Genomic DNA, 25196 nt, shown 5'->3' on the forward strand with positions numbered 1-25196 from the left:
AGAGGTGACCAGAGCTTGCCAAAGCCACCCAAATGCAGCACCTGAGAAATGACACGAATATGAGACAAAACGCAGATGACACGATGTGAGACAACTGGCATCGCCGCAGGTCGGGGGAGCGCGATATGACACCAGAAACGAGAAGCTACAACTGAATCCTGGCTGGACGTAGACTCTCCAGTTATGAACAAGGTTACGAGAGTCTTGTTTGCGTTGTTGCTCGGCTTCGCCGTCTCAACAACGTCGGTGAGCTGCGTACCTCCCTATTGCCCGCTCACCGGCGGCCCGGCCGTCATCTGCTAGTCGCCTGGGCGCTGACGGGTGAAATGCCCGCCGCGCGGATAAGCCACCGCTCGGCAACTCGTGGCTGGCGTTCGGCACCGCAGCGACGGTCGTATTGGTGAATCAGGTTGGGCGGTCAGAGATCTGGGACCTCAGGCGCGAAGCGCATGTTTTGAGTTTGGCCCGGCGCACCGCGGTTACCGAGGTCGCGGTCAATGGTTTGCGTCGTGCTGTGGTAACCGCGCGAGCGAAGCGGTCGTCGACGTCGATGACCGCGTCGTGTGACGGCCGCGGCGAGATTGGGAGGAGCCCGCTTGGGGGTTCCGGCACGGACGTGACAGAAGTGTGTCCGCCATTTCGATGAGGTTCTGCAAACTCGCACGTGACGGGATCGCCATCCGCCACGCACAATGAGGATCTAATCGGACCCGAGCGGTGCGCTGTGGCGGCCTTAGGGGGCTGGTTGCGGGAAGGCTGATCACCGAGCCGCGGCTGTGCGCGCTGGTGTCCTGCTGGTGCAAGCGGCAGCACGCGACGCAACGCTATTCGAACGCGATGACGCCGCGAATGTTCTTGCCGTCGCGAAGGTCTTTCATCGCCTCGTTGATGTCGTCGAGCTTGTATTTCTGCGTGACCAGCTCGTCGAGTTTGATCAGGCCCGCCTCGTACATCGCCAGTAGTTTCGGCATGGCCTCGCGTGGGTTCATCTCTCCGTAGAGCACGCCTTTGAAAGTCTTGCATGAGCTGACCATGTCGGTGAGAACGATCGGCACCATCAGGTCGGTGATTTTGGGCATCCCGGTCAGCACGCAGGTTCCGCCCTTGCGCAACAACATCATCGCCGTCATTATCATGTCCGCGGGCACGACCCCGGGTGTGAGAACAACCCGGTCGGCCATCACGCCCCAGGTGATCTCCTTGACCAGATCCAGCGCTGCACCGATGTCGACGGCGGTATGCGTGGCGCCGAATGTCGGCGCGACCTCGCGCTTGAACTCGTTGGGGTCCACGGCGACGATGTGCTTGGCGCCGGCCACTTTCGCGCCCTGCACGGCGTTCATGCCGATGCCGCCGACACCGATCACGACGACGGTATCGCCGGCTTGGGTACCTGCTGCCACCGATCCCGACCCGAATCCCGTTGTCACCCCGCAAGAAACCAGCGAGGCGGCCTCGAGGGGAATCCAGTCGTGGACTTTGACCAGCGAGCGCTCGGAGGCCACCACGTACTCGGAAAACGTGCCGACCTGCATCATGGCCATCAGGTCCTCGTCGCCGAGGTGGCGCCGTCGGGTGCCGTCGGTGGTCATCGCCTTGCTGTAGATGTCGGCGCCCACGTCGCACAGGTAGGTGTAGCCGCTGGCACACCATCGACAGTTGCCGCAGGCGGGCAGAAACGAAATCGCCACGTGGTCACCGGGCTTCAGCGTCTTCACGCCTGGGCCTACCGCCTCGACGACCCCGGAGCCCTCGTGCCCGCCGAGCATGGGGAACCATTCCGGCACCGGGAGTCCGGACGCCCGCATCATCTCTTCCATCTCGGCGGTCGGCACACTGTCGCCGGTATAGAAGTGCTCATCGGAGTGACAGATCCCCGCATACGCCATTTTGACCAGCACCTCGCCCGCGTGCGGTGGGTCGAGTTCTACGTCGGTGACTTCCCAGTCCTCACCGACACCGCGCAGGACTGCTGCCTTGGATTTCATCGCGCATCTTTCGCTAGGGGCCGGTCAGGAAGCCGGCCAGCCGACAGTCTTTGTCTCGGTGAAGATCTCGAGTCCCTCGATGCCGCATTGCCGGCCCACGCCCGACTGCTTGTACCCGCCGAATGGTGCGTCTGCGCCGTACCAGAGTCCGCCGTTGATGCCGAGCGTTCCGGTTCTGATCCGACTCGCCACGGATTTGGCGCGGTCGAGGTCGTTGGCGAATACCACCCCCGACAGGCCGTAGATCGAGTCGTTGGCGATCCGCACGGCGTCGTCGTCGCCGTCGAATCCGATAACCGAGAGCACGGGCCCGAAGATCTCCTCCTGCGCGATCGTCATCTTGTTGTCGACATTGGCGAACACGGTCGGCTCGACGAAATAGCCCTTTGGCAGGTGCTCGGGCACCCCGCCGCCGGTGACGACGCGGGCGCCTTCCTGCTTGCCCTTCTCGATGTATCCGAGGACCCGCTCGTGTTGCTTCTTGGAGACCAGCGGCCCTTGCAGTACTGAGGGATCGGTGGGATCGCCGTATTTGTTCTTTTCCATCGCGGCCTTGACGATTTCAACCGCTTCGTCGTACCGCGAGTTCGGCACCAGCAGGCGGGTGGGCATTGCGCAGCCCTGCCCGGCATGCATGCAGATGAAGGCGCTGCCGCCGACCGCGCCGCTGATGTCACCGTCTTCGTCCAAGACGAGGTAGACGGACTTGCCGCCGAGTTCGAGAAAGGTGGGTTTGACCGTCTCGGCAGCGGCGGCCATGATGCGCCTGCCGGTGGCCGTCGAACCGGTGAACGCCACCATGTCAACCAATGGTGACGTCGAAATCACCTCCCCGACAAGGTGATCGGAGGAGGGCACGATGTTGATCACGCCGGGTGGGATGTCGGTGTGTTCGGCGATGATGCGGCCGATCCTGGTGGCGTTCCAGGGCGTATCCGGGGCGGGCTTGAGCACGCAGGTGTTGCCCATCGCCAGGATGGGGCCGATTTTGTTGAGGATGATCTCGAAAGGGAAGTTCCACGGGGTGATGACACCGACGACACCGACCGGCTCTTTCCAGACCTCGCGGGCGGTGAGGCTGCCCATGCCGAACGCGTCCTTGTCGGGAAGCACACGCTTCCAGGCGAATTCGTCGATCATATCGGCGGGCCAGGTCAACGCCTCGTTGAGGGGCACGTCGAGCTGTGGCCCGTACGTGGACAACACCGGGCACCCCACCTCGGCGACGAGTTCGGTGCGCAGCTCCTCACGTTCCGCCTCGAGCGCCGCCTGCAATTGCCGGAGTCCGGCGGCGCGCGCATCGCCGCTGCGCGACCATTCGGTGTTGTCGAACGCATTCCGCGCCGCGGCGATGGCGCGTTCCATGTCGGCGCGGGTTCCGTCGCTGGTGGCGCCCAGGACCTCTTCCGTCGCCGGGTTGATGTTGTCGAACTGTCGTCCGGTCTCCGACTCGACGAGCTTGCCGTCGATGAGCATTCGCGATTCGTGATTCACCATTGCCGGAGTTCCTTCACTGCGTCGGAGGCGCGCGGGGCGAGCGTGAGGGAGGGGATGAAACTGCTGTTGCCGCACCGGATGACGGAATGGACGACTTCGGTGAGATGTTCGGCGTCGACGAGACCGCCCAGCATGTACTTGTTTTCCATCCAGAACTTGATCGCCGATTCCAGAGCGTCTGGGTCCCAGCTTTTGTTGAACTCGGTTTGCGCGTCACCGCTGCCGCCGAGGCTGTCGCCCACCGCCAGACGGGTGAAGCCAATCTCCGGATGTTCGATGCGCCAGGCCTCGACGAGCTTGTCCAGCGCCCCCTTGGTCACCGCGTACGCGCCGAGCAACGGCCACGGGGTGGTGTAGGAGGCGCTGAGCGACGACAGGTACACGGCCGAGCCCGCCGATGCCGCCAGGTGCGGCGCGGCGGCCGCGGTGACCAGCGAGGCCCCGGTGACATTGGTGGCGAACAACTGCGCCCACTGTTCCGCGGTCATCTCGCGCAGTGGCGCCAGCACTCCCATACCGGTCGTGTACACCAGGGCGTCGAGACCGCCGAGCGCGTCGATCACCTCGGACATGGCCTTCTGGCACGCGTCGGTCGCGGTGACGTCACACGCGACGGCCACCGCGCCGTTGCCGGCGTCCTTGGCGGCCTCGACCAACCTGTCGTATCGGCGCGCCAGCAGCGCGACATGGGCGCCGCGGTGCGCCAGTCCGGTGCCGATGCAGCGGCCGAGACCGGCGGAGGCGCCGACGACCGCGACTCGCAAAGGTGGTTGTCCCGTGTCAGCCATTGTCAGACATCGAGTTTCGCGCTGACGGAGCCGAGGGTCGCGCCCGCGGTCCGTTCGAACCGGCCGTGGTCGAAGCTGCGGATCTCAACGTTGTGGTCACCGACCGCGACGCGCAGGGCGCCCACGGTGCACTGCTGGCGGGTTCGGTGCTCGAATGGGTCGAACGAATACCACCGGCAGGCATTCTCGTAGGTGATCTTGTTGACTTCGTCGTCGGGCAGTCCGGCCATGACGATCGCGAGCTCCTCGGCGGCCGTGGGCCACGACGAGTCGGAGTGCGGATAGTCGCATTCCCACGCGATGTTGTCGATGCCGACGTCGTGGCGCAGCTTGACACCGATCGGGTCGGCGATGAAACAGGTCAGGAAGCGCTCCCGGAAAACCTCGCTGGGCAGCCGGTCACCGAAATCCTGGCCCGTCCACAGGTGGTGCATCTCGTACGTGCGGTCGAGCCGGTCGACGAAATACGGGATCCACCCGGTGCCGCCCTCCGAGAGGGCGAACCGGACGTCGGGGAACTCCTTGATGACGCGCGACCACAGCAGGTCGGCGGCCGCCGAGCAGACGTTCATCGGTTGCAGCGTGATCATGACGTCGATGGGGGCGTTGTCCGCGGTCATCGTGATCTTACCCGAGGACCCCAAGTGGACCGAGAGCACCGTATTGGTGTCCGAGAGCGCGCGCCACATGGGATCCCAGTACTCGTCGTGGAAGCTCGGGAAGCCGAGGGTGGCGGGGTTCTCGGTGAAGGTTACTGAGTGACAACCCTTCTCGGCATTGCGCCGGATCTCCTTGGCGCACAACTGCGGATCCCACAGGACGGGCAATCCCATGGGCAGGAACCGTCCGGGATAGGAGCCGCACCACTCGTCGATGTGCCAGTCGTTGTACGCCTGGGTGACGGCAAGGGCGAGGTCTTTATCGGGATGCGTGGCGAACAAGCGGCCCGCGAAACCGGGGAAGGACGGAAAGCACATCGACCCGAGCACACCGCCGGCGTCCATGTCCCTGACCCGCTCATGGATGTCGTAGCACCCCGGCCGCATCTCGTCGAAGGCGGTGGGCTCGATGCCGTACTCCTCGCGCGGGCGGCCCGCCACCGCGTTGAGGCCGATGTTGGGGATGATCGCGCCGTTGAAGGTCCAGACCTCCGAGCCGTCGGCTTGCCGGATCACCCGCGGCGCCTCGTCGGCGTACTTGTCCGCGACCCTGCCCTCGAACAGGTGCGGCGGCTCCACAAGATGGTCGTCGACGCTCACCAAGATCATGTCTTCGGGCTGCATGGGTCTCCTAGTGCAGATGTTGAGAGCGAGGGTATCAGGTTGTAGAGGAACAATATTCAATTGTGGAAATGTACGTTTTCACGACGGCCGCGTTCGGCCAGGGCTTGGGACAGGATGTTCACCGCCGCAATACTTTTCGGGGCTCGACGGCGAAGGAGAGCAACAGCCGGTCGAGGACCTTGGCGGCCCGTCGGCGCGCCGTGGCCGGATTGGCGGCGTGCGCGACCAGAAGCGAAGCCTCCTCGAGCGCCGCGACGAGCATGTGCGTCAGCTCCCCGACGGGCTGGTCGTCGATGATGCCCTCTGCGATCGCCTCGCGGACCAACTCGTTGATGAGGGCGATGCTGTTGCCCTCTTGGATTTCACGCAGCGTCTGCCAGCCCAGCACCACCGGACCGTCGACGAGGATCACCCGCTGTACGGCGGGCTCGGTTGCCGCTTCGAGAAACCCGTGCAGACCGATCGTGAGCCGCTCCCACGGGTCGACGCCGGGCGGGGGAGAGGCGATGGACCGAAGCGTGAGGTCGTTCTCGACGTCCTCGAACACGGCGCGAAATAGCTCGGCCTTGTCCTTGAAGTGGTGATAGAAGGCGCCGCGCGTGCCGACGCCCGACTCGGCCACGAGGTCGCCGATGCTGGTGTTGAAGAATCCCCGTTCCACGAACAGTTGCCGGCCCGCCTCGATCAGGTCGCGCCGCGTCTGCTCGCCGCGCGCGCGTCGATCGTCGTCCGCTCCACCGCGCTGCGCCATGCCGACGATCGTAGCAACATTCATCATGAATGTTGAGTGCCGGGCTCCGCCGGCGTCGGCGCACGACACCGCGCGCCGGCGGGAGCCCTGGATTCAACCTTCATCCTGTATGTTGCCGGTTATGGCAGACGAGGTTCGCGCATACGGTTCGGTCGCACCGCTGAAAGTCGGCGTGCTCAACGACTATCCGACGTCCGGCGACACCGACAACGACACCGTCGCCGCGCTGCGGCTGGTGATGGACGAAGCCCATGCCTCCGGGCTGCTCGACCGGCCGATCGAACTCGTCATACGCAACGTGGTGGGCCTGCCGAACGGCACCTACCTCGCAGTCGAACGGGCCTTCGACGAGCTCGTCGCGGAAGGCTGCCTGGCGATCTTCGGCCCTTGGGTATCGGACAACGTGGTGCCGCTGCGTTCCCATGTCGAGGCCACCGCGCGGGTTCCGATCCTCACCCTGTCGGGATCGGAGGGGGCGCTCGGCGAGTGGTGCTTCGCTCTGAACAACGGCTCGATGCCCGAGGAGCCGGTCATGCTGGCCGCGGTGATGATTGGCGACGCTCGGTCGCGCATCGCCATGGCCTACGAGTCGTCGCTCATCGGCAAGGAGTATCTCGCCTTCGCGCAAAGGGCCTACGACGCAGCGGGTTTGAACGTCGTTGCGACCGTGGCGATTCCCCAGGTCGAGGCCGACAAGTCCGCGGCGGTCACCGCGTTGCGGGCGGCGGAGCCCGACGCGCTGGTGCACGTCGGATTCGGGCACGGCCTATGGGGTTTCACCGATGCGCTGCGGGCCGCAGGTTGGGATCCGCCACGGTACACGACGACCGCATTCGAAATGGCGCACATCAGTGCGGAGTGGATGCGGCACTTGTCCGGCTGGATCGGCCTGGACAGCTACGACGAGCGCAACACCGTCGGACAGGCCTTCCTCGACCGCTTCGAGGCGCGATACGGTCGCCGGCCGCGACACTCGATGCCTGGTCTGTCGCACGACGCGGCCACGGTGATCGTGCGCGGCCTCGCCGCCGCGCGGCCGCTGACCGGGGAGGGGGTGAAAAACGGGATGGAGCAGGTGAAGCTCGTCCCGTCGGCCAGTGGCGCACCGGGAACGTTCCTGCGGTTCGGCCGGTTCATCCGACAGGGCTGGATGGGTTCCGACTACCTCGTGGCCCGAAGGGTCCTGCCCGACGGCAGCGCGCACGTTTTCCACGCGGCGCCCAGCGACCACATCGCCCGCGCGGTCGCTCGCGCCTCAAGCTAGTTGGATCGCGCCGAACACCGGTGCGGTCACGATGCCGGGTGGCCGGGCAAGCACGTAGGGAATCGCGCGAACCGCGCCCATCGCGATCATCAGATGACCGGGCATGGCGTGCTGGCCCGAGGGTGCGACGCCGTCGAACCCCACGTCGAGCTGGAGTTCAAAGCTCGGCTCCCCTTGGATGACCGCGCGGATCAGCGGGGCCTTCTCGCCGGGCGCCAGCGGCGCCATGCCCCACTGGGGAAGGTCGCGGGTGAGAACCCACTCTTCGTGAATCGCCAGCAGCGGACGGCCGGACCAGTGGCCGACCCACGAGAACCGCTGCCCGACAACCGTTCCCGCCTCGATCGTGCCGGCGGGGACCTCGATGTCGTGCGGCAGTGTAGTGGCGTCGATCGTTACGTCGATGTGAGACAGGGTGATCCCGAGGACATCGGCCGTGGCATTGAGGGCCTGGCGGTAGGCCATGTCGAGCTTCTTGATGATCGGGGAGTCAATGCTGACGTCTTCCGGCGGCCTCCCCATCCCCATCAGGTCGATGAGCATCGGCCGACTGTCCACGGCTGAAACGTCGGTGGCCTCGTAGAGGTCGATGCGGTCGATGGACTTGCTCAGTCCCGTCACCGTCGCGACGAGCCGCTCGAGCATGAAGCCGGGGTTCTCGCCCGCCGCGTGAAATCGTGACCCGCCCTGTCGGCACGCCGCGGCGAACGCGGATTCGGTTTCTTCGCCATAGGTGGGTAGGTGGTTGTACGACGTCGTGGTGATGACGGTGCTGCCGGCCGCGAGCAGGCGGCAGATGTCCGCGGCGTTCGTCTCGACGGCGTGGGCCTTGCTGGCCGCGTGCACGACGACATCGGCGCCCAGGGCGATGATCGCGTCTTTGTCCGCGGTCGCGATCACGCCCGTCGTCGGTGGTAGCCCGCAGAGCGCGCCCGCGTCGAGACCGGCCTTCGCCGGGTCGTACACCAGCACGCCGACCAGTTGATAATGCGGATTCTCGATCAGCTCCTGCAGCGCGGCCCGGCCGACGGCGCCGGTTGCCCATTGCACGACTCGAATGACCAATCGAATGCTCCAGGTTGCGCTTTCGGATTATCGCGAGGTTCTGGTTCCTTCAACCTACATCATGTAGGTTTGCAACCGACAAGGTGTATGTTGGGCGGCCGTACGGGAGGTGGCACGTGGCGGAGCCTACGGTTACTGACGACATCGAGCAACGCATTCGCGAGGCGCAGGACAAGTTCAACGCCGGAATGGGCGCCGACGGCGACGCGACCCCCTACCCGCTGCTGCGTGAGCTGCGTATGAAGGCGGCCGTTCATCCGGGCTGGCCGGAGATGGGCGTTCCCGAGGACGGGCCCGACCCCGCGAAGACGTTCACGGCGTACTCGTTCGACGCGGTTAAAGCCGTCTTCACCGACAACATCACGTTCAGCACCCGGATCTATGAGGACGTCGTGCGACCGTTGCAAGGACCGACGATCCTGGAGATGCAGGAACCCGAGCACGCCACCTACCGCAGGTTGCACGAATTCGCGTTTGCCAGGTCGTCGATGAAACGCTGGGACACCGAACTCGTTGGGCCCCTGGTGGATCGCACGATCGCGAAGTTCCGCGACGACAAACGCGCCGACTTGGTCGCCGCGGTGTTCATGCCGATCCCGGTCCGGATCATCGCCGCCCTTCTCGGGTTGCCCGAATCCGACATCGGTGAGTTCCACCGGTTGGCGATCGACCTGCTGGGCTTTCGCGCCGACATGGAAACCGCGTTGCGGGCCTCGGCGGAGATGAAGGAGTATTTCGTCGGAATCCTTGCCGACCGGCGAAAGTCGCCGAAGGACGACATGGTGACCATCCTGTCCCGGGCCGAGATCGACGGGGTCAGGATGTCGGACGAACAAATCTACGGGTTCATGCGCAACCTCCTGCCCGCGGGCGCGGAGACCACGTCGCGCTCGACGGCCAGCCTCGCGTTCGGCCTGTTGACCCACACCGACCAACTCGATGCGGTGCGCGCCGACCGCAGCCTGCTGCCGCAGGCGATCGAGGAGGGCATCCGGTGGGAGACGCCGCTGCTCAACTTCATCCGTGAGGTCACCGCCGACACCGAGTTTTTCGGGCGCCATATCCCGAAGGGCTCGACGATGGTGGTCAACCTCGGCAGCGCCAACCATGACGAAACACGATGGGAGGACGCCGAGTCCTTCGACATCTTCCGGGAACGCAAGCCGCACATCGGGTTCGGCCACGGCGCCCATGTGTGCTTGGGAATGCACCTGGCGCGGTTGGAGAGCACCAAGATCTTCAACGCGCTGCTCGACGAACTGCCGGGGCTGCGGCTCGACCCCGAGGCCCCGCCGCCCTACGTGACCGGCACGATGTTCCGCTCGCCACCCCGCCTCGACGTGGTGTGGGATTAGAGGAGATCGCCTGACATGACTCGCGTGATCCAGTGGGCGACCGGGGTGACCGGCACGATGTCGCTGCGCCACGTCTTGAGCCGGCCGGACCTGGAACTGGTCGGCGTGCGGGTGTACGACGCGGCAAAAGCCGGGGCGGACGCGGGCACGCTGTGCGGGCTGCCGCAAGCAAGAGTGCTCGCGTCTGACGATCGCGACACCATCATCGGCACCGATGCGGACGTGGTGCTCTACATGGGCAAAGTGGAGACCGACACGCCGGGCTGTTTCGCCGATGTCTGTGATCTGTTGGCCTCGGGCAAGAATGTGATAGCCACCGGCAGCCGGTTTGTCCATCCCCGTTCCCTGCACGAATCGCTGGCGGACGGCATCGAAACAGCTTGCCGTGCAGGCAATTCATCGTTTCTCGGCCTGGGCCTGTACCCGGGCTTCGTCGCCGAGTCGCTCGCGCCGGTCCTGTCCCGGCTGACCGAGCGCACCGAGCGGATCAGCGTGCGGGAGGTGCTGAACTACTCGACCTACGCGAGCCATGACCTGATCTTCAACGCGATGGGTTTCGGTCATGCACCGGATGATCAGACGCCGTTGTTGGCCAACAAAGAGTATGCGGCGAGCGCATGGATCGGCAGCGCGACGGTCCTTGCGCAGGCGCTCGGACTCGGTATTCGGTCCGTCGAGGGGTTCCGCGAGGTCGTGGCGACACCGAGGGCGCTGACGGTGGCTGCTGGGGAGATTCCGGCAGGGACCGTGGGCGCCATGCGCTTCGGCGTCGTGGTCGACTGCGGCGAAACGATACTCGCCGTCGAACACCTCACCAGGATGGCCGACGACCTGGCCCCCGACTGGCCGACGGAGATCGGTTATGCGGTGACCTTCGAGGGCAAGCCCAACATGACCCTTCAACTCGTGATCGGCTCCCACGGGGAGGATCACGCCGAACAGGGCTGTCTGGCCACCGCCATGCACGCCATCAACGCCATCCCCGCCGTGATCGCGGCTGAGCCGGGATTCTACGACTTGTCGACGATCACGCCGTTCGTCGCGCACTGGACTGAGCGCGGCGTCGTGCCCACGACATAGGCGCTTGCCCCCACATCCACCGCGACCCCCGCGAGGAGACTGAGTGTTCAAATCGATTGACTTCCAGGTCCTTCGCGAGACGCCGTCCCTCGCCCATTACCGGCGCGAATGGGTCCCGAGCCCCGGGATGGGGCTGTCGGGAATCTGGCTCGGCGCAGTCGTCGCCGACGCATCCGGTCAGAACTACTGGGGGGTGCGGGGATGCGACGACTTCCTCACCGGAATGACTCACGTCGTGTCTCCGGTGTGCGGATTTCGATCACTACCGAAAGACCTTGGCATCGACGCGCCTCACCTCTACCCTGAGTACTCGACGCTCGATTGGTTCGAACCGTTGCAGTACGTCGACGACGGCGGGAGCGTGCGGCTGTCGTATCCAAGCGGCCGGATCGAACGCGATGCCAACGGCTTTCACTGGTATGACGCCAGCAATCGTTGGGAGATCCACGGGCGGACGGTCAGCGACATCGTCCTCACGCACGTGCCTGCGCAGGACGGCATCGACGACGACGTCTACTACCGCCACGAGCTGATGTACGCCACGGGCACGGTGGACGGTGTCGAAGTGTCCGGCTACGCGCATCAGGACTTCGCGTACGGGCCGCCGGGAAAGGTGTACACCGAACTCCCCATCGCCCGGCACCTCCAGGGCATGTGGGTGTCCTGGTTGCACGAGCTCGACGACGGGCAGCTGGGCGGCGGCAGCTTCTGGCAGGGGCGCGAAGGTGTGGCCTTCGGCCCGGGCTATCAGCTCAAAGACGGTGTCACCACGGTGCACAAGGACATCACCACGGATCCGACGTTCAACGAAGTCGGCAGGATGACCGGGCTGGATGCGACCATCGGCACCGACTCGTACAGTTTCGCGTTCGAATCCAGCGGCAGCCCGCTGCACGTGTTCGGTCCCGTGTCAAGCACCTCGTCGGGTGCACGGCCGGCGCGCAGCTGGTGCTGGGTCGAATACAGCGGGAATATGCTGACCCCGGAATTGCTCGACGCGGCCACGGCCGTGTTCAAGCTGGCGCGCGGACTCGATCGATGACGTGGGTCAGATGAAGTCCGATCCGCCGTCGACGTTGACGGTGGCCCCTGTCACGTAGCCGTTTCGTCGTGACGCCAGATAGGCGGTGAGGGAGGCGATCTCTTCGGGCAACCCGGCACGGCCGATGTCACAGGGATGGCCGTAGGTCTTCTCGACCCAGGTCATCACGTGCCTCGGATCCGATGAATCCAGCCCGTCGGCGGCAAGCACCTCCCGCAAGGTCTCGGTGAAACTGGCCGTCACGATGGTTCCGGGACAGACACAGTTGACCAGTATCCCCTCGGCGCCAAGGCTTTTCGACAGGTTCTTGGTAAAGCTCGACAGTGCCGATTTGGCGGCCGTGTAGGCGACCAGGCGCGAGCTCTGGCGCTGGATCGAGTGCGCCGAGAGTGTGACGATGCGAGCCCAATCCGCGGATCGCAGCATGGGCAGTGCGGCCCGCACCGAGCGCACGGCGGACAACGTGCCGAGGTCGAAGGCGGCGTGCCAGTCGTCGTCGTCGAGGTCTTCGAATGCGCCGGCGCTCGGGCCGACGGTGTGCACCAGGACATTCAGGCTGTCCCAGGTATGACCGATGGACGCGAACGCCGATGTGATGGACTCGGCATCGGACATGTCGACGCTGATGGTCAGGACTTCGGGGGCGCCCGCGCTGCGGATTCGCCGCGCAGCGGAGTCCAACGCGGTCCGGCCGCGCGCCATGATCGCCACCGAAGCACCCTCCGCGCCGAGACTCTCGGCGATCGCCAGGCCCATTCCCTTGCTGCCCCCGGTGACCACCGCCGTCGCACCGTCGAAACCCAGGTCCATCGAGTCGTCCTTTCTTTACCGGTTGCCGGTGAACGCCTGCTGGCCCTCGATGATTCGGGGTGCCAGGTGAACGATCTCGCTGACCACGGTGGGATTGGCGCGCGAAATGGCGACGAGGGAAAGCATGGCATGGGCCACGTCCTCGACGGTGGACATCTCGTCAGGGATCTGGCCCCCATGCTCCCAGGACCGGTAGAGATCGGCCAGCAGGTCACGGTCGGCCCCGCGCAGGATCTCGGTGTCACAAGTGGGGCCAACGCTGACCCGGATCACGGCGATCTCGGGGTGTTCGGCCCGCCAGCTGCGTAGGATCTCGTCGAGCGCGGCCTTGCTCGCATGGTAGGCCGCCACACCCGCACGCGGGCGCCCCACGTCGTGGCTCGACGCGACGACGACCGTGGCGTTGTCGGCCAAATGGGGGAGGGCCGTCCGCAGTACGTGGGAGGCACCCACGGCATTGACGGCGTACGCGTGCAGCCACGTCTCTACATCGGTGTCTTCGATCAACGCGAATGGCACCACGGCACTGGTGAATACGACAGCGTCGAGCTTTCCGAAGTGGGCGGCGACGGCGTTGACGACGGATTCGATGGCGCGCGGATCGGACACGTCGAGCTCGTGTGCCGATCCGCCGAGCCGATCGGCCAGCTCCGACAGGCGGTCCACCCGCCGGGCGGCGAGGGCCACCGCCGCGCCCCGGGAGTGGGCGGCCAGCGCCAGCGCCTGTCCGATGCCCGAAGACGCCCCGATGATCAACATCCGCGTTCCCGCGATGTTGGAGTGCCGGTCGCTCATACTCTGCTTCCTTCGCGTGATTTCATGATTGACGGCTGCGCCGACGCTACCCCAATCCTCGCATGTGAGAATTGTCATTCTCGGTCGGGGTATCGGCCTGGCTCGGCGAAAGCTTGTTTACGGCGGACGAAAACACATATTCTCGACGGGTTGGATCCCGGAGGCTGACGATTGACAAACGCAAAACCAGCCCGCACCACGAGTGCGGGAGATCTGGCTACGCTACGGGCGAGGCCGGCATGACGAACACCGTTGACTCGGCCAGTGAATCGGCTGCAGTCGGGCCGATGGACACGGGCATCGGCGGTTTGTCATGGCCGTCTAGGGTCGGATGGGGATTGTTCGTTGTCGCCTACCTGGCCTTTGCGGTCGTAACGGTCGCGACTGTCCAGTCGGGCACTCACGGGGATGCCCGCACGGCAAACCCCACTCCAGTCGCGGCGCCCTATCCGCCGTTCCTCGGCTTCGATGATTGGCCACTGGTCGTGGCGCTGAGTTCCATCCCGCTGGCGATCGGTCTGATCGCAACGTTGGTGTGGCTCTCGGTGCGATGCGGCAAGGTGCATTGGGCGGTGGTGATCGCGTTCGCCGGTCTGATCACCGGCGCGCTGGATCCATTGGCCAACTGGGCGACATTCGCCATTTTCGATCCGCGCATGCTGCACTTCCCGCCGTCGTGGCCGTATATGAACATTGCGCCGAATCTCGAGCCCGCCCTGTCGTTCCTCGGCGGCTACGCGGCCTATTACCTCCTCAGTGGGCTGGGAATCCTGCAACTGCACGAGCGCTTCGTGGATCCGATGGTCCCGCGCACCAGTTGGCTTGCGCGTCACCGCCTTGCCGCGGTCTTCCTGGGCGCGTTCCTCATCGCGATACCGGTCAACACGCTCGTCCAGTTCACCTGGTTGAGATTCGGCATCTTTTACTACTCCGAGGCGGTCGGGCCCAGCCTGCAAATCGGCCACATCCATTTCCCACTCGTCATGGCGGTGTACGACTCGTTTATTTTCGCGATGGTCGCCGTCATGTGCGTCCGTGACGACGGAGGAGAGCTGGTGCTGATCACCCGGATCTGCCGCCAACTTCCGACGCCCCCTGGCCGCACCAAGGTCACGTTGACACGCCAGCTCCTCGTTTCGGCTGCAGTGGGTCTGGTGTCGTTCGCCATACCGCTGGCGGTGCTGGCCGGCCTGCGCGCCGCGGGGCTGTCCTCACCCGCGTATGAGCAAAACCCGTATCCGAATGTCAAGGTATACGACCCCTACGGGCACCTCGAGGAATCGGGCAAGCGGGGACCGTTCTACAAATGAGTCGGATGACGGACAACGCCTGCGGCCCCTATCGCGTCGCCCATATCGGGACGGGTCTCACAGGAAGAGAAGCGTTACGGGCCACGATTCTTGACCCTGCACTGGATCTCGTCGGCGTAAAGGTCTCAACGCCGAACAAGGTTGGAACCGATGCGGGCCTGCTGTGCGGTGTCGAGGCCGTCGGGGTGACGGCAACAGGCGACATGGCGGAAATCATTGCGCTAAAACCTGATTGCGTATCCTACTGCGCGACGGCGGTCCGCCGCGAGGAAGACGCCATCGCGGATATCGCCGCGCTGCTGGAATCGGGGATCAATGTCGTGACAATCTCGACGATTCCGATGGTGTACCCGGATGCCGCGCCGCGGCACTGGCGTGCAACGCTCGATTCAGCCACCCAAAAGGGCCGTTCGACGTTCTATGCGACCGGTAGTGAGCCCGGGTTCATCAGCCTCAACCTTCCTACCGCGCTGCTTTCTGGCGCGGGTGCCGTGGATTCGTATCGTATGGATGAATACGCGGTCGACTTGGACAAGGCCTATCCCATTTGGGATGTGCTGCATGAGTCGATGGGATTCGGCAAGCCCGACGGCCACGTCCCGGTCCGCATAGCCTCGGGCAAGGTAAATCACGACTGGGAGACGGTCGTGCGCTATATCGCGGACCTGCTCGGCATCGAACTCGACGGTGTAGAACTCGACTGGGAGACATTGCTCGCTCCGGTCGATCTACCAACGGCCCTCGGCGTGGTGCCGGCGGGTACGATCTGCGGGCACCGCTGGCAGCTGGCCGGAGTGGCCGACGACCGAAAAGTGGTGGCCGTGCAATACTTCGCGACCGTGAGTTCGACCCCGTGGCCCGAGCACTGGCCCAAGCCTTCGCGCGAGGGACAGGGCGGCATGGTTTTTCGTGTCGAAGGCGACCCCAGTATGAGCCTGGAACTGTACTTGGAACAGTCGAGGGAAAGCCGCACCAACCCGGGAATCACGGCCACCGCCATGGCCGCGGTGAACGCCATTCCATGTGTGGTGGGCGCGCCGCCTGGCATCATCGAATCACCGTTGGCCGGAACTGGAATCGTTAGTCGACTCTCCCGCACGCGACGGTGACCGTCTTCGCGCTGCTACACGGCGGGCTGCATTACGGCTCCTGCTGGGATGCGGTCTCCGCACAGCTGGAGCGGCGAGTCCATCGCGCGGTCGCGCCGGACCTCCCGGTCGATGACGATTCGGCGGGAGCGCTGAAATGGGCGCAAGTGGCGATCGATGCGATCGAGCGAGAAGTTGACAGCGCTTCCGAGGACGTTGTCGTTGTCGCACACTCGATCTCGGGACTCTGCGCACCCGTCATCGCCACCTTGTACCCTGTGCGCCACATGGTTTTCGTCGGCGGGCTCCTGCCCGTCCCCGGCCAATCGTTCGCCGAACACCTTGGCGCCAACCCCGACGCGATCACCTTTCCCGAACCGCAAGAGCATGGTGACGGCCCGTTCGGCCTCACCTGGGAGGCGGTCCGGGAAGGTTTCTACCATGACTGCCCGGAAGTATTGGCACGCCGCGCATTTGACGAACTGAGGCACCAATCATTCACCGCGTTCACCGAGAGCTGTCCGATCGACCGCTGGCCCGATACGCCGTCGACCTACGTTCTCATGCGGCACGACCGCGCGGTGGGGGAGTCGTGGGCCAGGCGCAATGCGGTCGACAGGATTGGCGCGTCCATTGTCGAATTGGACGGCGGCCACTCGCCCTTCTTTGCCCGCCCGGCCGAGCTGAGTGCGGTCCTCCTCAGGTTGGCGACTCCGACATGATTGGACATTGATGAGCACAAACATGGCCGATGGGCAACCGGTCACCCCTTAGCGGCGCGCCAGCAGTCCGCTGAGCTGCTGCGCGAGCTGCGACTTCTTGACCTTTCCGGTCGCGGTGAAAGGGAGATCTTGCTTCGCGGTGACCCAGATGAACTTCGGCACCTTGTATGCCGACAGCCGGTCACGCAGCTGCGCGCGCAAGGACTCGCCGTCAAGCACCGATTCGCCGCGCGGGACTACGGCCGCCGCGACCACCGTCCCGTGCTCGTCGCTCTCGGCGCCGACCACGTATGCCTCCAGCACGCCGTCGCAGTCGGCCAGCGCCTGCTCGACTTCGCTCGGTGTGACGTTGGTGCCGCCACCCGTCTTGATCAGATCGCCCAACCGACCGGTGAACCTGATCCAACCGTCGTCGTACTCGACGCCGCAATCGCCCGTCCGGTAGTAGCCGTCAGCGGTGAACACCTCCTCACGCTCACGTTTGTGCAGGCGTTGCATCAACGAGTATCCGCGAACCCAGATTTCGCCGGGCGTGCCGATGGGCGCCGGCTGACCCGTGTCAGGGTCGACCAGCACATGGTGCAGCCCTTCGATTGGCAGACCGCCGGTTTCGGACCGATCGGGCGGCTGCGGCAGATAGGGGTCGACCCCGATGTGATTGCCACACAGCTCCGTCATTCCCAGGCCGCTGGAGCCCTTTGGCCGACGCTGGGGTGGCACCATCGCGGGCATGCTGGTGCGTTGCACCGAACTCAGATCGCGTGCGGGAAAATCGGGGTGCTCGGCCAAAGTCTTGCCCTGCTGCGGCCAGCCCAACGCGATTGTCGCGCGGTGGCGCTCCATGAGTTCTAGCGCCTCGGCCGCGTCGAACGCGGGCTGGGTGACCAGTGTCGCGCCATGGTGGATCACCGCGAGTAGTCCTGTGATCAGTCCTCCCACCCAGAAGAAGGGCATGGCGGTGAACATCACGTCATCCTGGGTGACGCCGTACATGAACGTGAGGTTGTAGGTATGCCGTACGAGTGTGCCCTGGCTGTGCACGGGCCCCTTTGGGTCGCCGGTACTGCCCGAGGTATAGATGATGGTCACGTCATCGGCTGGCGTTACGCACAATTCCACGTCGACCAGGAAGTCGGCGTCGTCGACCGACATCTCGCCATCACCGTCGATCGCTGTCACCCACGGCTGATCGGATGGTCCCCACACCGCAACGGTCCGCAGGAACGGCGCTTTTCGTACCGCGATGCGGCCGGGCTCGCGCTGAGCGGATAACCCCGGCAGCGCTTCCTGCAGTCGGGCGACGAAATCGTGATTGCGGAATCGCGACCACGCCAGGATCGCGCGCAGGTCAGCATGGCGTGCGGTCCAGGCGAGTTCGGATGCCCTATAGAACGTATTGAGGGGGACCGCGACCGCGCCGATGCGTGTGGTGGCAAACCAGGCTAACGCCCAATCGACGCTGTTCGGCATCAAGATCCCGACGTGATCACCCTTGCTTATACCCGCTGACAACAGGGCAATCGCCAGCGCAGCCGAGCGGCGGTCAAGGTCGGCGTAGGTCAACTGGTGGCCATCGGCGATGAGAAACGGCCTGTCCCCGAAATGTGCCGCGGAGGATCTCACCAGAGCGGGAATCGTGGGCAAGATATTCGGGAAGGGCATGAGCGCAGGATAGTAGGCTTTGCAGAAAACGAGAACAGAGGTTCTCATTGGTTGCTTTCGGCCTACAATTTCGCCATGGCCACAGAAGCCGGGCGTCGGCCCAGTGCCGATCGTTTGGACCGGGTGGAATCGAGTCTCGCGATCACTCAGCTGCCCAGTAGGTACGCCATGGCCCTCGACGCCCGGGATCTCGACGCGCTGGTGGCGCTGTTCGTCGACGATGTCGACGCCGGCGCGGAGGGGTGCGGCAGCGACGCGCTGAAGCGTTGGTACGACCGGGTGCTTCGGCGGTTCTACCGCAGCATCCATCTGATCTGCGGCCACCAGTTCGACTTCGTCGACGCTGACCACGCGACCGGATCTGTGTATTGCCGCGCCGAACACGAGGACGGCGACGGGTGGTTTGTGATCACGATGCGTTACGACGACGTCTACGAGCGCCGAAACGGCCAGTGGTGCTTTGTCAAGCGGCGGGAGCATCCTTGGTACTCGGTCGACGTGACGGAGCGCCCGGGTCCGGAGTTCATGCGCTGGCCGACCGACGTTCGGTTGCGCGCAGCCATGCCCCAGCGCATGCCGACGTGGCGGGCCTTCTGGGCCGACGGAGACCCCGCGCTGCCCGAGCGGCTATCGGCGCGCCCATAGCATGTGGCGCCGCCCGCCACGGTTTACAATCGTGTTCGAAACTGACATTCTCACATAATGTAATCGGGCGTTTCCGCCCCGTTGCTAATCTGTCGGTGCGCTCGCACTCGTACCACTGCGATCAATGGAGGCCGTCATTTCCGTCGACAATGTGCTCACAGGTGTGCGCGTACTGGAGGTTGCCGCGTGGACCTTCGTACCGTCGGCCGGCGCCGTGCTGGCGGAATGGGGCGCCGAGGTGATCAAGGTCGAGCCGCGCGAAGGCGGGGACCCGCAGCGTGGCCTCGTCACGATGGGAATCGTCGACGAGGGCGGGGGCACGGTCAATTACATGATCGAGATACCGAACCGGGGGAAGAAGTCGATCGGCGTCGATCTGAGCACTCCCGGCGGTCAGGAGGTCATCCGGAAGCTCGCCGCCACGTGCGACGTCTTTCTCACCAGTTATCTGCCGAGTCGCCGCAAAAAGATGGGCATCGACGTCGACGACATCAAAGCCGCGAATCCGGGCATCGTGTACGTGCGCGGATCGGGGCACGGCCCGAAGGGCCCCGATTCGGACAAACCTGGCTACGACGGCGTCTCCTACTGGGCGCGCGGCGGCATCGCCACCATGCTCACCGAAGACGGCGACGAGTTGGTGCGATCACGGCCGGCCTTCGGAGATCTCCTCGGGGGCATGGCAATCGCAGGCGGGATCGCGGCCGCACTGTACAAGAAGGCGATCACCGGTCACGGATCGGTCGTGGATGTCTCGCTGCTCGGCCTCGCGGCCTGGAACCTCAGTCCCGATGTCGCGGTAAGCCAGATCCACGGCGGCAGCTCGATCCCGAAGTACAGCCACGCCGACGCACCCAACCCTTTGGTGGGGACCTACCGCACTAAGGACGACCGTCACGTCCAGCTGATGATGCTGCAACTCGACAAGTTCTACGCCGAAGCGATGCGCGCTATCGGCCTGCCCGAATTGATCGACGACGAGCGATTCGCCGATCCCGCATCGCGATTCGCCCACCGAACGGAACTCATCTCGCTGATGGACGATGTGTTTGCAAGGCGCACACTCGCCGAATGGCGCCAACAGCTGGCCGGCCTCTCCGGCGCCTGGGGGGTGGTGCAGACACCGGACGAGCTCTGCCATGACCCGGCGGTGAGTGCGAACGGCTATGTCGCGACCACCACGACGATGAACGGTTCGCCGTACTCGTTGCCCACGAATCCCGTCCAGTTCGACGAACGGGCCGTCGTCCCGCCGGGGGCGCCCGAACACGGCCAACACACGGAAGAGGTCTTGATGGACGCAGGCTTGGACTGGGACACCATCGTGAACTACAAGGAAACCGGGGCGATCCTATGAGTGCAACGCCATCGCGGATTGCGTCGGATAACCCTGTTGACTTCGACCCGTTTTCGGACGACTTCTTCAACGGTGCGTTCGACACGTACCGTCGCCTGCGCGACGAGGCTCCCGTCTATTACAACGCGAAGTGGGACTTCTGGGCCTTGACCCGTTACGACGACGTGGCGCCCGCTACCAAAGACTACGAAACATTTTCGTCCGCCAAGGGCGCCACGCTGGACATGGTCCAGGCGCACGACGACGCGCTGCCGGTGCCCAAGGTGATCATCTCGATGGACCCGCCCGAACATCAGAAGATGCGCCGACTGGTCAGTAACGTGTTCACCCCGCGCGCCATCGCCGCGCTGGAAGACATGGTGCGCGAAAAGGTCTACGAACGCGTCCACGCGCTCGACCCGTCCTCCTTCGACGTGGTGGCCGACTTCTCGGCCCTGTTTCCGAACGAGGTCATCACCACCATGCTGGGAGTGCCGAAGCAGGACCGCGACCAGATTCGGCTCTGGCTCGACCTGCTGCTCGAGCGCCGGCCCGGTGAGATCGCCACCACCCCAGAAGGTTTCGAAGCCTCGACCAAGACCGGGATCTACTACTACAACCTGGTGCAAAAGCGCCGCGCCGAGCCCCGCGACGACATGATCAGCCGACTCATCGAAACCGAGATCGAGCGAGACGGGCAGGTGGAGAAGCTCACCGACGTGGACATCACCGGCTTCGCCACCATGCTCGGGGGAGCGGGCGCGGAGACCGTCACCAAGCTCGTCGGCAACGCCATGGTCGCCTTCGCGGAATTTCCCGACCAGTGGCGAAAGTTACAGGAGGACCGCACCAAGGTTCCCGCGGCGATCGAGGAATTGTTGCGCTATGAGGCGCCATCGCAATACCAGGTCCGCACCGCCACCCGCGACGTGATGTTGCACGGCACGGTAATTCCCGAAGGCAGCGCCGTCCTGCTGGTCACGGGATCGGCGACGCGCGACGAGCGCATGTTTCCCGATCCCGATCGGCTGGACATCGACCGCGAGCGCAAGATGGGCTTCAATCTCGCATTCGGGTACGGCATACACAGCTGTTTGGGAGCGGCGCTGGCGAGGATGGAAAGCCGCATCGCACTCGAGGCACTACTGGATCTCCTCCCCGAATACGAAGTCGACCGCAGCGGGTTACACCGGGTAGCGATGTCCAACGTCTGTGGGTGGGCCAACGTGCCGGTGCGCAGGACCAGATGAAGTGTTGCGGACGCCGACACGGGCCAGACGGTGCACGAGCTGCACAAGCATCAGCTCGCCCATGAACTCGAATCGTGCAACAAGAGCCGGGGTCGCGAGCGTGAATGGGCTGGAGTCGAGTTGACAGCACACAGTCGACGGAGGCTCAGGGCAGGCCGCTGCGATCCGACGCTGAACGCAACCGCGAGCGCGTCGTGATCGCCGCAAGTCGGTTATTCGCCGTGCGATCGGCGCAACTCAGCGGCTTTGAGCGGAGCCCACGGACAGCCTTGTTCGCCGCGATCGAATCCCAAAGGTGATCGCGCGCAACGTCAGGGGAACGTCACGACAACTTTGTCCGCGGCGCCGGCGGTGGCCGCCAGCCGCAGTGCCTCCTCGACGTCATCGAACGGAATCGTGTGGCTGATGATGACGGCGTACTTCTGCCAGTTGGCCACCAGATCCTTTGTCACTTCGAAGATCTCGTCGGGGTATCCACAGGATCCGACGATCTCGATTTCATTGCCCATCACGTTAAGCAGCTCCACCGACACGGGTTCCTTATGGACGCCCACGATCGTCAGTCGCGCACCCCTCTTCGCCGCCGATAGGACGGTGTCCACGACGGCTTTCGCGCCCGCAGCGTCGAGGTAGACATCGGTCCCCACCCGACCGCCGAACATCGACTCGCCCTCGCCGTGCAGTTCCAAGAGCCGAGTGACGACATCCTCCTCGGATGGGTCAATCACGGCGTCGGCGCCGACTTGCAGCGCCTTTTCGAGACGGCCCGAGATTGGGTCGACCACGACCACGTGGCCCACGCCCAGTGATTTGAACGCCAGCACTGCACCGAGGCCCACCGGTCCGGCTCCGAAGACGACGACCTTGTCTCCGGTTCGGGGGTTGCAGCGATTGGCGCCGTGAAGGGCGACGGCCATGGGCTCGTTGAGCGCTGCGACCTCCCACGGCACGTGCTCGGGTATCACCTCGAGACTGCGTCCGCGTATCGCATTCTCGATGAGTAGGTACGGCGCCAACGCCCCTGTAGTGCCGCCGTTTCCGATAATGCCGCTCGGCGCGCTCATCGGGTTGACCACGACGTGGTCCCCTACCTGGATGCCTACGACTTCCGCGCCCACCTCGACGACCTCACCCGCGGGTTCGTGGCCCAGAGGCATGCGACCCTCCATGGGTGGGACCCCGCCCATGGATATGTAGATTCCGTCAGACCCGCATACGCCGCAAGCACGCATTCGCAAAAGGACGTCGCTCGGCCCGGTTCGCGGCTTTGGAACGTCGAGTAACCCCGTCTCGCCGACGGCAATGACTGTCGCCTGCTTCATGGCATCGGCCGATCGCCGGCCACGCGTGCGGGGTCGGGTTCCGCCATGGCGAAGAAGCTCTCCATCACGGGCTGCATCACGCGGTTGACGAGTTCGATCCGCGGACCAATCGGTCCTTTGCAGTAGGACCAGAGTGTCTCGCCTTCGGGCGTGAGACCCCGGCCCTCGACAACAAAGTGACGTTCTCGCAGCGCCGCGATGTCGTCATCGATGTCGTCGGACCAGTATCCGAGATGGTGTAGGCCCGAGTTCGACGGGCTCCACAGGGTGTTGGGAACGGCCTGGACGAGTTCCAGGCGTGGTTCGTTCAGCGAGAACGCCAGCCGCAGGGGGACGGTCTCGACTCGGCCGTCGATTTCGACCGTCTGGTCCACCTCGAAAGCCTGGGTCCACCGATGCCCCACGACGTCGGTGAGGAACGCCATTTCGGTGTCGAAGTCGTCGACGACGAGTCCGCAGTGGTACAGATCTTCTGCCTTCATTCCCGTTGCCCTTCTTCCATTTTCATTGCCTTTCTTCGTGCGCGGTGTGGGACGGCCGTCAGATGGATGCGAGTAGTTGGCGCGCCGCTTCGATGCCGGGGCGCAGTCGTTCAACGGCCCCGATACCGGCGAGGGCGGCCTCGCGTTGCGGCATCTCGAGGCCGACGACGACGTCTCTGGGGAGCTCGGCCAGGTACTCCTTCAGAGGCACCTCACCGGCACCGGGGACAAGGCGCTCGTTCATGGCCTCGAAGTTGTAGTCGTCGAATTGGCTGACCATGGTGGTGTCGGACAGCTGGATGTATCCGATGCAGGATTCTGGAACTTCTGCGAGGTCGGCGGGCTGCGTGCCCAACCGGGCGATGTGCATGGTGTCGATCAGCAGGCGGAATTCGGGTCGGTCGACGTACTCAACCACCGTCATGCCAGTGTGGAGGTTTCCGACGGTGAAGCCGGGCACGACCTCCGTGACCGTAGTCATTCCACGCTGGGCAGCCATCTCGGTGATCGCGGCGAACTCGTCACAGCTTCGCCGTAGATCGGGTTCGAAGCTCACGACATTGATCTTCTCGGCGCCCAGTTCGGCCATCACGTCGAGATCGGCTGCCACCGTGGCCGAATCGCGCTCAGGCAGGATCAGCAGTCCCTCGCCCAACGAGATTTTCACACCGGTATCGGCCAGGGCGGCGATAACCTCACGCCGCAGACGTTCATCGTCCTTGAGCGAATACGTCGGGTAACCCAACTCCGCCAGCGGCACCCCATATAGCGCAGTGGAAATGTAGTGGCATCCCAATTCGGCTGTCAGAGAGATGAATTCGAGTGGCGGCATGCCGAAGATGCTCAAGAATTCGATGCCTAGCCGGTCCATTGTGTACTCCGATCGGTGTGGTGTCTCAAGCGCCCAGCATGACGAGGCCGCCATCGACGGCAAGCAGTTGGCCGGTGATGAACGCAGACCCCTCGCCGGCTAGGAAAACCAGAAGCGGACAAAGGTCCCTCGCCGGGTCACCGAGGGTTCCCCCCAGCGGGATGGCCAGCTTCATTTGGTCGTCCATGAACGCCGCACCTTCGGGACCGAGAAAAGTACGCAGGCGGTCGGCTCCGGGTGTCTGCATTGCCGGCGCGACCGCATTCACGGTGATCCTGTCGTTGGCCCACGCCTTGGCGGCGGAACGCGTCCACGCGTGTACCGCTCCCTTCGTGGCGGCGTAGACCGCCGAGATGGGGCTGCCCATAACCGCTTCTGCCGAGCCGAAGTTTATGATCCGGCCTGGGGAGCCCTGCATGATGCGGTGAGCGGCTTGATTGACGTGAATGGTCCCTCGCACATTGATCGACACGAGCCGGTCGATGTCGGCGTCGGTGATCGCTCCCGCGATGCCCGGTAGCCAGAGGCCGGCGGCATGGATGACGGCGTCCAAGCCTCCCATCTCCGCCGCGGCTGCGTCGACCGTCTCGTTGACGCTGTTGACGTTGGTGACGTCGCAGCGAAGCCAGGTGGCTTGGGAGTGCTCGGGAGCCGGCGTCTCATGGAAGGTGGCGACGACGTCGGCGCCGGAATTCAGGAAGACGTCGACGATGGCTGCGCCGATGCCCGTGGCCGCGCCGGTAACCAGGACTCGTCTGCGAGCGGTTACATGCGCTCCAGTTTCGGGCAT

Annotated in this window: 23 protein-coding genes; 10 read left to right on the top strand and 13 right to left on the bottom strand. The window is 64.6% G+C overall.

Annotated features, from left to right (window positions below):
* Positions 1–824: 824 nt before the first annotated feature.
* From W7S_RS08780 to W7S_RS08800, 5 genes are all read right to left on the bottom strand, one after another.
* Positions 825–1988 (bottom strand): NDMA-dependent alcohol dehydrogenase, encoded by a 1164-nt coding sequence (locus W7S_RS08780; RefSeq protein WP_014711312.1) that lies wholly within the window; start codon positions 1986–1988, stop codon positions 825–827.
* A 24-nt stretch (positions 1989–2012) separates the two neighbouring features.
* Positions 2013–3485, bottom strand: coding sequence for an aldehyde dehydrogenase family protein (locus tag W7S_RS08785; protein ID WP_014711313.1), 1473 nt, complete (start codon positions 3483–3485; stop codon positions 2013–2015).
* Entirely contained in the window at positions 3479–4273 is a 795-nt protein-coding gene (locus tag W7S_RS08790; RefSeq protein WP_036428705.1) for an SDR family oxidoreductase, read from the bottom strand. The genes W7S_RS08785 and W7S_RS08790 overlap by 7 nt, the downstream gene beginning before the upstream one ends.
* A gap of 2 nt (positions 4274–4275) precedes the next feature.
* The gene (locus W7S_RS08795; RefSeq protein WP_014711314.1) at positions 4276–5556 is read right to left on the bottom strand and encodes an amidohydrolase family protein; all 1281 of its coding nucleotides are present in this window, start codon (positions 5554–5556) and stop codon (positions 4276–4278) included.
* 118 nt (positions 5557–5674) lie between these two features.
* Positions 5675–6307, bottom strand: coding sequence for a TetR/AcrR family transcriptional regulator (locus W7S_RS08800; protein ID WP_014711315.1), 633 nt, complete (start codon positions 6305–6307; stop codon positions 5675–5677).
* Positions 6308–6428: 121 nt separating this feature from the next.
* On the opposite strand from W7S_RS08800, the gene W7S_RS08805 reads away from it, so the two are divergent.
* Positions 6429–7571, top strand: coding sequence for an ABC transporter substrate-binding protein (locus W7S_RS08805; protein ID WP_014711316.1), 1143 nt, complete (start codon positions 6429–6431; stop codon positions 7569–7571).
* Here W7S_RS08805 and W7S_RS08810 read toward each other — a convergent pair.
* Positions 7563–8621, bottom strand: coding sequence for a dihydrodipicolinate synthase (locus tag W7S_RS08810; protein WP_014711317.1), 1059 nt, complete (start codon positions 8619–8621; stop codon positions 7563–7565). The genes W7S_RS08805 and W7S_RS08810 overlap by 9 nt on opposite strands.
* A 131-nt stretch (positions 8622–8752) precedes the next feature.
* Between W7S_RS08810 and W7S_RS08815 the strand changes: the two genes are divergently transcribed.
* From W7S_RS08815 to W7S_RS08825, 3 genes are read left to right on the top strand one after another with little or no spacing between them, the layout of a single operon-like run.
* Positions 8753–9991 (top strand): cytochrome P450, encoded by a 1239-nt coding sequence (locus tag W7S_RS08815; RefSeq protein WP_014711318.1) that lies wholly within the window; start codon positions 8753–8755, stop codon positions 9989–9991.
* Positions 9992–10006: 15 nt separating this feature from the next.
* The gene (locus tag W7S_RS08820) at positions 10007–11071 is read left to right on the top strand and encodes a dihydrodipicolinate reductase (RefSeq protein ID WP_014711319.1); all 1065 of its coding nucleotides are present in this window, start codon (positions 10007–10009) and stop codon (positions 11069–11071) included.
* A gap of 43 nt (positions 11072–11114) precedes the next feature.
* Entirely contained in the window at positions 11115–12113 is a 999-nt protein-coding gene (locus W7S_RS08825; RefSeq protein WP_014711320.1) for a hypothetical protein, read from the top strand.
* Between the two features lie 6 nt (positions 12114–12119).
* Here W7S_RS08825 and W7S_RS08830 read toward each other — a convergent pair whose 3' ends face one another.
* Positions 12120–12923, bottom strand: coding sequence for an SDR family NAD(P)-dependent oxidoreductase (locus W7S_RS08830; protein ID WP_014711321.1), 804 nt, complete (start codon positions 12921–12923; stop codon positions 12120–12122).
* Positions 12924–12938: 15 nt separating this feature from the next.
* Positions 12939–13718 (bottom strand): SDR family oxidoreductase, encoded by a 780-nt coding sequence (locus W7S_RS08835; RefSeq protein WP_014711322.1) that lies wholly within the window; start codon positions 13716–13718, stop codon positions 12939–12941.
* A 71-nt stretch (positions 13719–13789) separates the two neighbouring features.
* Here W7S_RS08835 and W7S_RS08840 point away from each other — a divergent pair, with 71 nt between their 5' ends.
* Genes W7S_RS08840 through W7S_RS08850 form a run of 3 tightly spaced genes read left to right on the top strand, consistent with a single transcriptional unit; the run spans position 13790 to position 16838 of the window.
* A complete protein-coding gene (locus W7S_RS08840; protein WP_232525827.1) occupies positions 13790–15028 on the top strand; it encodes a spirocyclase AveC family protein in 1239 nt (412 codons plus the stop codon).
* Positions 15029–15033: 5 nt separating this feature from the next.
* The gene (locus W7S_RS08845) at positions 15034–16137 is read left to right on the top strand and encodes a dihydrodipicolinate reductase (protein WP_232525828.1); all 1104 of its coding nucleotides are present in this window, start codon (positions 15034–15036) and stop codon (positions 16135–16137) included.
* Entirely contained in the window at positions 16134–16838 is a 705-nt protein-coding gene (locus W7S_RS08850; RefSeq protein ID WP_014711325.1) for an alpha/beta fold hydrolase, read from the top strand. The genes W7S_RS08845 and W7S_RS08850 overlap by 4 nt, the downstream gene beginning before the upstream one ends.
* 48 nt (positions 16839–16886) lie before the next feature.
* Here the strand turns inward: W7S_RS08850 and W7S_RS08855 are convergent, their stop codons facing one another.
* Positions 16887–18500, bottom strand: coding sequence for a class I adenylate-forming enzyme family protein (locus W7S_RS08855; protein WP_041297815.1), 1614 nt, complete (start codon positions 18498–18500; stop codon positions 16887–16889).
* A 114-nt stretch (positions 18501–18614) separates the two neighbouring features.
* Here W7S_RS08855 and W7S_RS08860 point away from each other — a divergent pair, with 114 nt between their 5' ends.
* The 3 genes from W7S_RS08860 (at position 18615) to W7S_RS08870 (ending at position 21731) form a co-directional block, all read left to right on the top strand.
* Entirely contained in the window at positions 18615–19145 is a 531-nt protein-coding gene (locus W7S_RS08860; RefSeq protein ID WP_041297816.1) for a nuclear transport factor 2 family protein, read from the top strand.
* Between the two features lie 124 nt (positions 19146–19269).
* Entirely contained in the window at positions 19270–20502 is a 1233-nt protein-coding gene (locus W7S_RS08865) for a CaiB/BaiF CoA-transferase family protein (RefSeq protein ID WP_014711328.1), read from the top strand.
* On the top strand, positions 20499–21731 hold the full coding sequence (locus W7S_RS08870) for a cytochrome P450 (RefSeq protein ID WP_008255373.1): 1233 nt from the start codon (positions 20499–20501) through the stop codon (positions 21729–21731). The genes W7S_RS08865 and W7S_RS08870 overlap by 4 nt, the downstream gene beginning before the upstream one ends.
* Positions 21732–22042: 311 nt before the next feature.
* On the opposite strand, the gene W7S_RS08875 is transcribed toward W7S_RS08870, so the two are convergent.
* Genes W7S_RS08875 through W7S_RS08890 form a run of 4 tightly spaced genes read right to left on the bottom strand, consistent with a single transcriptional unit; the run spans position 22043 to position 25196 of the window.
* Positions 22043–23053 (bottom strand): zinc-binding dehydrogenase, encoded by a 1011-nt coding sequence (locus tag W7S_RS08875; RefSeq protein ID WP_041297817.1) that lies wholly within the window; start codon positions 23051–23053, stop codon positions 22043–22045.
* Positions 23050–23535 (bottom strand): VOC family protein, encoded by a 486-nt coding sequence (locus tag W7S_RS08880; RefSeq protein ID WP_014711330.1) that lies wholly within the window; start codon positions 23533–23535, stop codon positions 23050–23052. The genes W7S_RS08875 and W7S_RS08880 overlap by 4 nt, the downstream gene beginning before the upstream one ends.
* 58 nt (positions 23536–23593) lie before the next feature.
* Complete coding sequence (locus W7S_RS08885; protein WP_014711331.1) at positions 23594–24406, bottom strand: sugar phosphate isomerase/epimerase; 813 nt, start codon at positions 24404–24406, stop codon at positions 23594–23596.
* A 25-nt stretch (positions 24407–24431) separates the two neighbouring features.
* On the bottom strand, positions 24432–25196 hold the full coding sequence (locus W7S_RS08890) for an SDR family NAD(P)-dependent oxidoreductase (protein ID WP_014711332.1): 765 nt from the start codon (positions 25194–25196) through the stop codon (positions 24432–24434).

Origin of the sequence: Mycobacterium sp. MOTT36Y, from assembly GCF_000262165.1 — a bacterium.
Lineage (GTDB): Bacteria > Actinomycetota > Actinomycetes > Mycobacteriales > Mycobacteriaceae > Mycobacterium > Mycobacterium intracellulare.

What these genes read in the sequence shown, in the direction of transcription:
- W7S_RS08780 (WP_014711312.1), bottom strand. Translation starts at nt 1,988, where the DNA reads ATGAAATCCAAGGCAGCAGTCCTGCGCGGTGTCGGTGAGGACTGGGAA.
- W7S_RS08785 (WP_014711313.1), bottom strand. Translation starts at nt 3,485, where the DNA reads ATGGTGAATCACGAATCGCGAATGCTCATCGACGGCAAGCTCGTCGAG.
- W7S_RS08790 (WP_036428705.1), bottom strand. Translation starts at nt 4,273, where the DNA reads ATGGCTGACACGGGACAACCACCTTTGCGAGTCGCGGTCGTCGGCGCC.
- W7S_RS08795 (WP_014711314.1), bottom strand. Translation starts at nt 5,556, where the DNA reads ATGCAGCCCGAAGACATGATCTTGGTGAGCGTCGACGACCATCTTGTG.
- W7S_RS08800 (WP_014711315.1), bottom strand. Translation starts at nt 6,307, where the DNA reads ATGGCGCAGCGCGGTGGAGCGGACGACGATCGACGCGCGCGCGGCGAG.
- W7S_RS08805 (WP_014711316.1), top strand. Translation starts at nt 6,429, where the DNA reads ATGGCAGACGAGGTTCGCGCATACGGTTCGGTCGCACCGCTGAAAGTC.
- W7S_RS08820 (WP_014711319.1), top strand. Translation starts at nt 10,007, where the DNA reads ATGACTCGCGTGATCCAGTGGGCGACCGGGGTGACCGGCACGATGTCG.
- W7S_RS08830 (WP_014711321.1), bottom strand. Translation starts at nt 12,923, where the DNA reads ATGGACCTGGGTTTCGACGGTGCGACGGCGGTGGTCACCGGGGGCAGC.
- W7S_RS08835 (WP_014711322.1), bottom strand. Translation starts at nt 13,718, where the DNA reads ATGAGCGACCGGCACTCCAACATCGCGGGAACGCGGATGTTGATCATC.
- W7S_RS08845 (WP_232525828.1), top strand. Translation starts at nt 15,034, where the DNA reads ATGACGGACAACGCCTGCGGCCCCTATCGCGTCGCCCATATCGGGACG.
- W7S_RS08855 (WP_041297815.1), bottom strand. Translation starts at nt 18,500, where the DNA reads ATGCCCTTCCCGAATATCTTGCCCACGATTCCCGCTCTGGTGAGATCC.
- W7S_RS08865 (WP_014711328.1), top strand. Translation starts at nt 19,270, where the DNA reads ATGGAGGCCGTCATTTCCGTCGACAATGTGCTCACAGGTGTGCGCGTA.
- W7S_RS08870 (WP_008255373.1), top strand. Translation starts at nt 20,499, where the DNA reads ATGAGTGCAACGCCATCGCGGATTGCGTCGGATAACCCTGTTGACTTC.
- W7S_RS08875 (WP_041297817.1), bottom strand. Translation starts at nt 23,053, where the DNA reads ATGAAGCAGGCGACAGTCATTGCCGTCGGCGAGACGGGGTTACTCGAC.
- W7S_RS08880 (WP_014711330.1), bottom strand. Translation starts at nt 23,535, where the DNA reads ATGAAGGCAGAAGATCTGTACCACTGCGGACTCGTCGTCGACGACTTC.
- W7S_RS08885 (WP_014711331.1), bottom strand. Translation starts at nt 24,406, where the DNA reads ATGGACCGGCTAGGCATCGAATTCTTGAGCATCTTCGGCATGCCGCCA.
- W7S_RS08890 (WP_014711332.1), bottom strand. Translation starts at nt 25,196, where the DNA reads ATGCCCGAAACTGGAGCGCATGTAACCGCTCGCAGACGAGTCCTGGTT.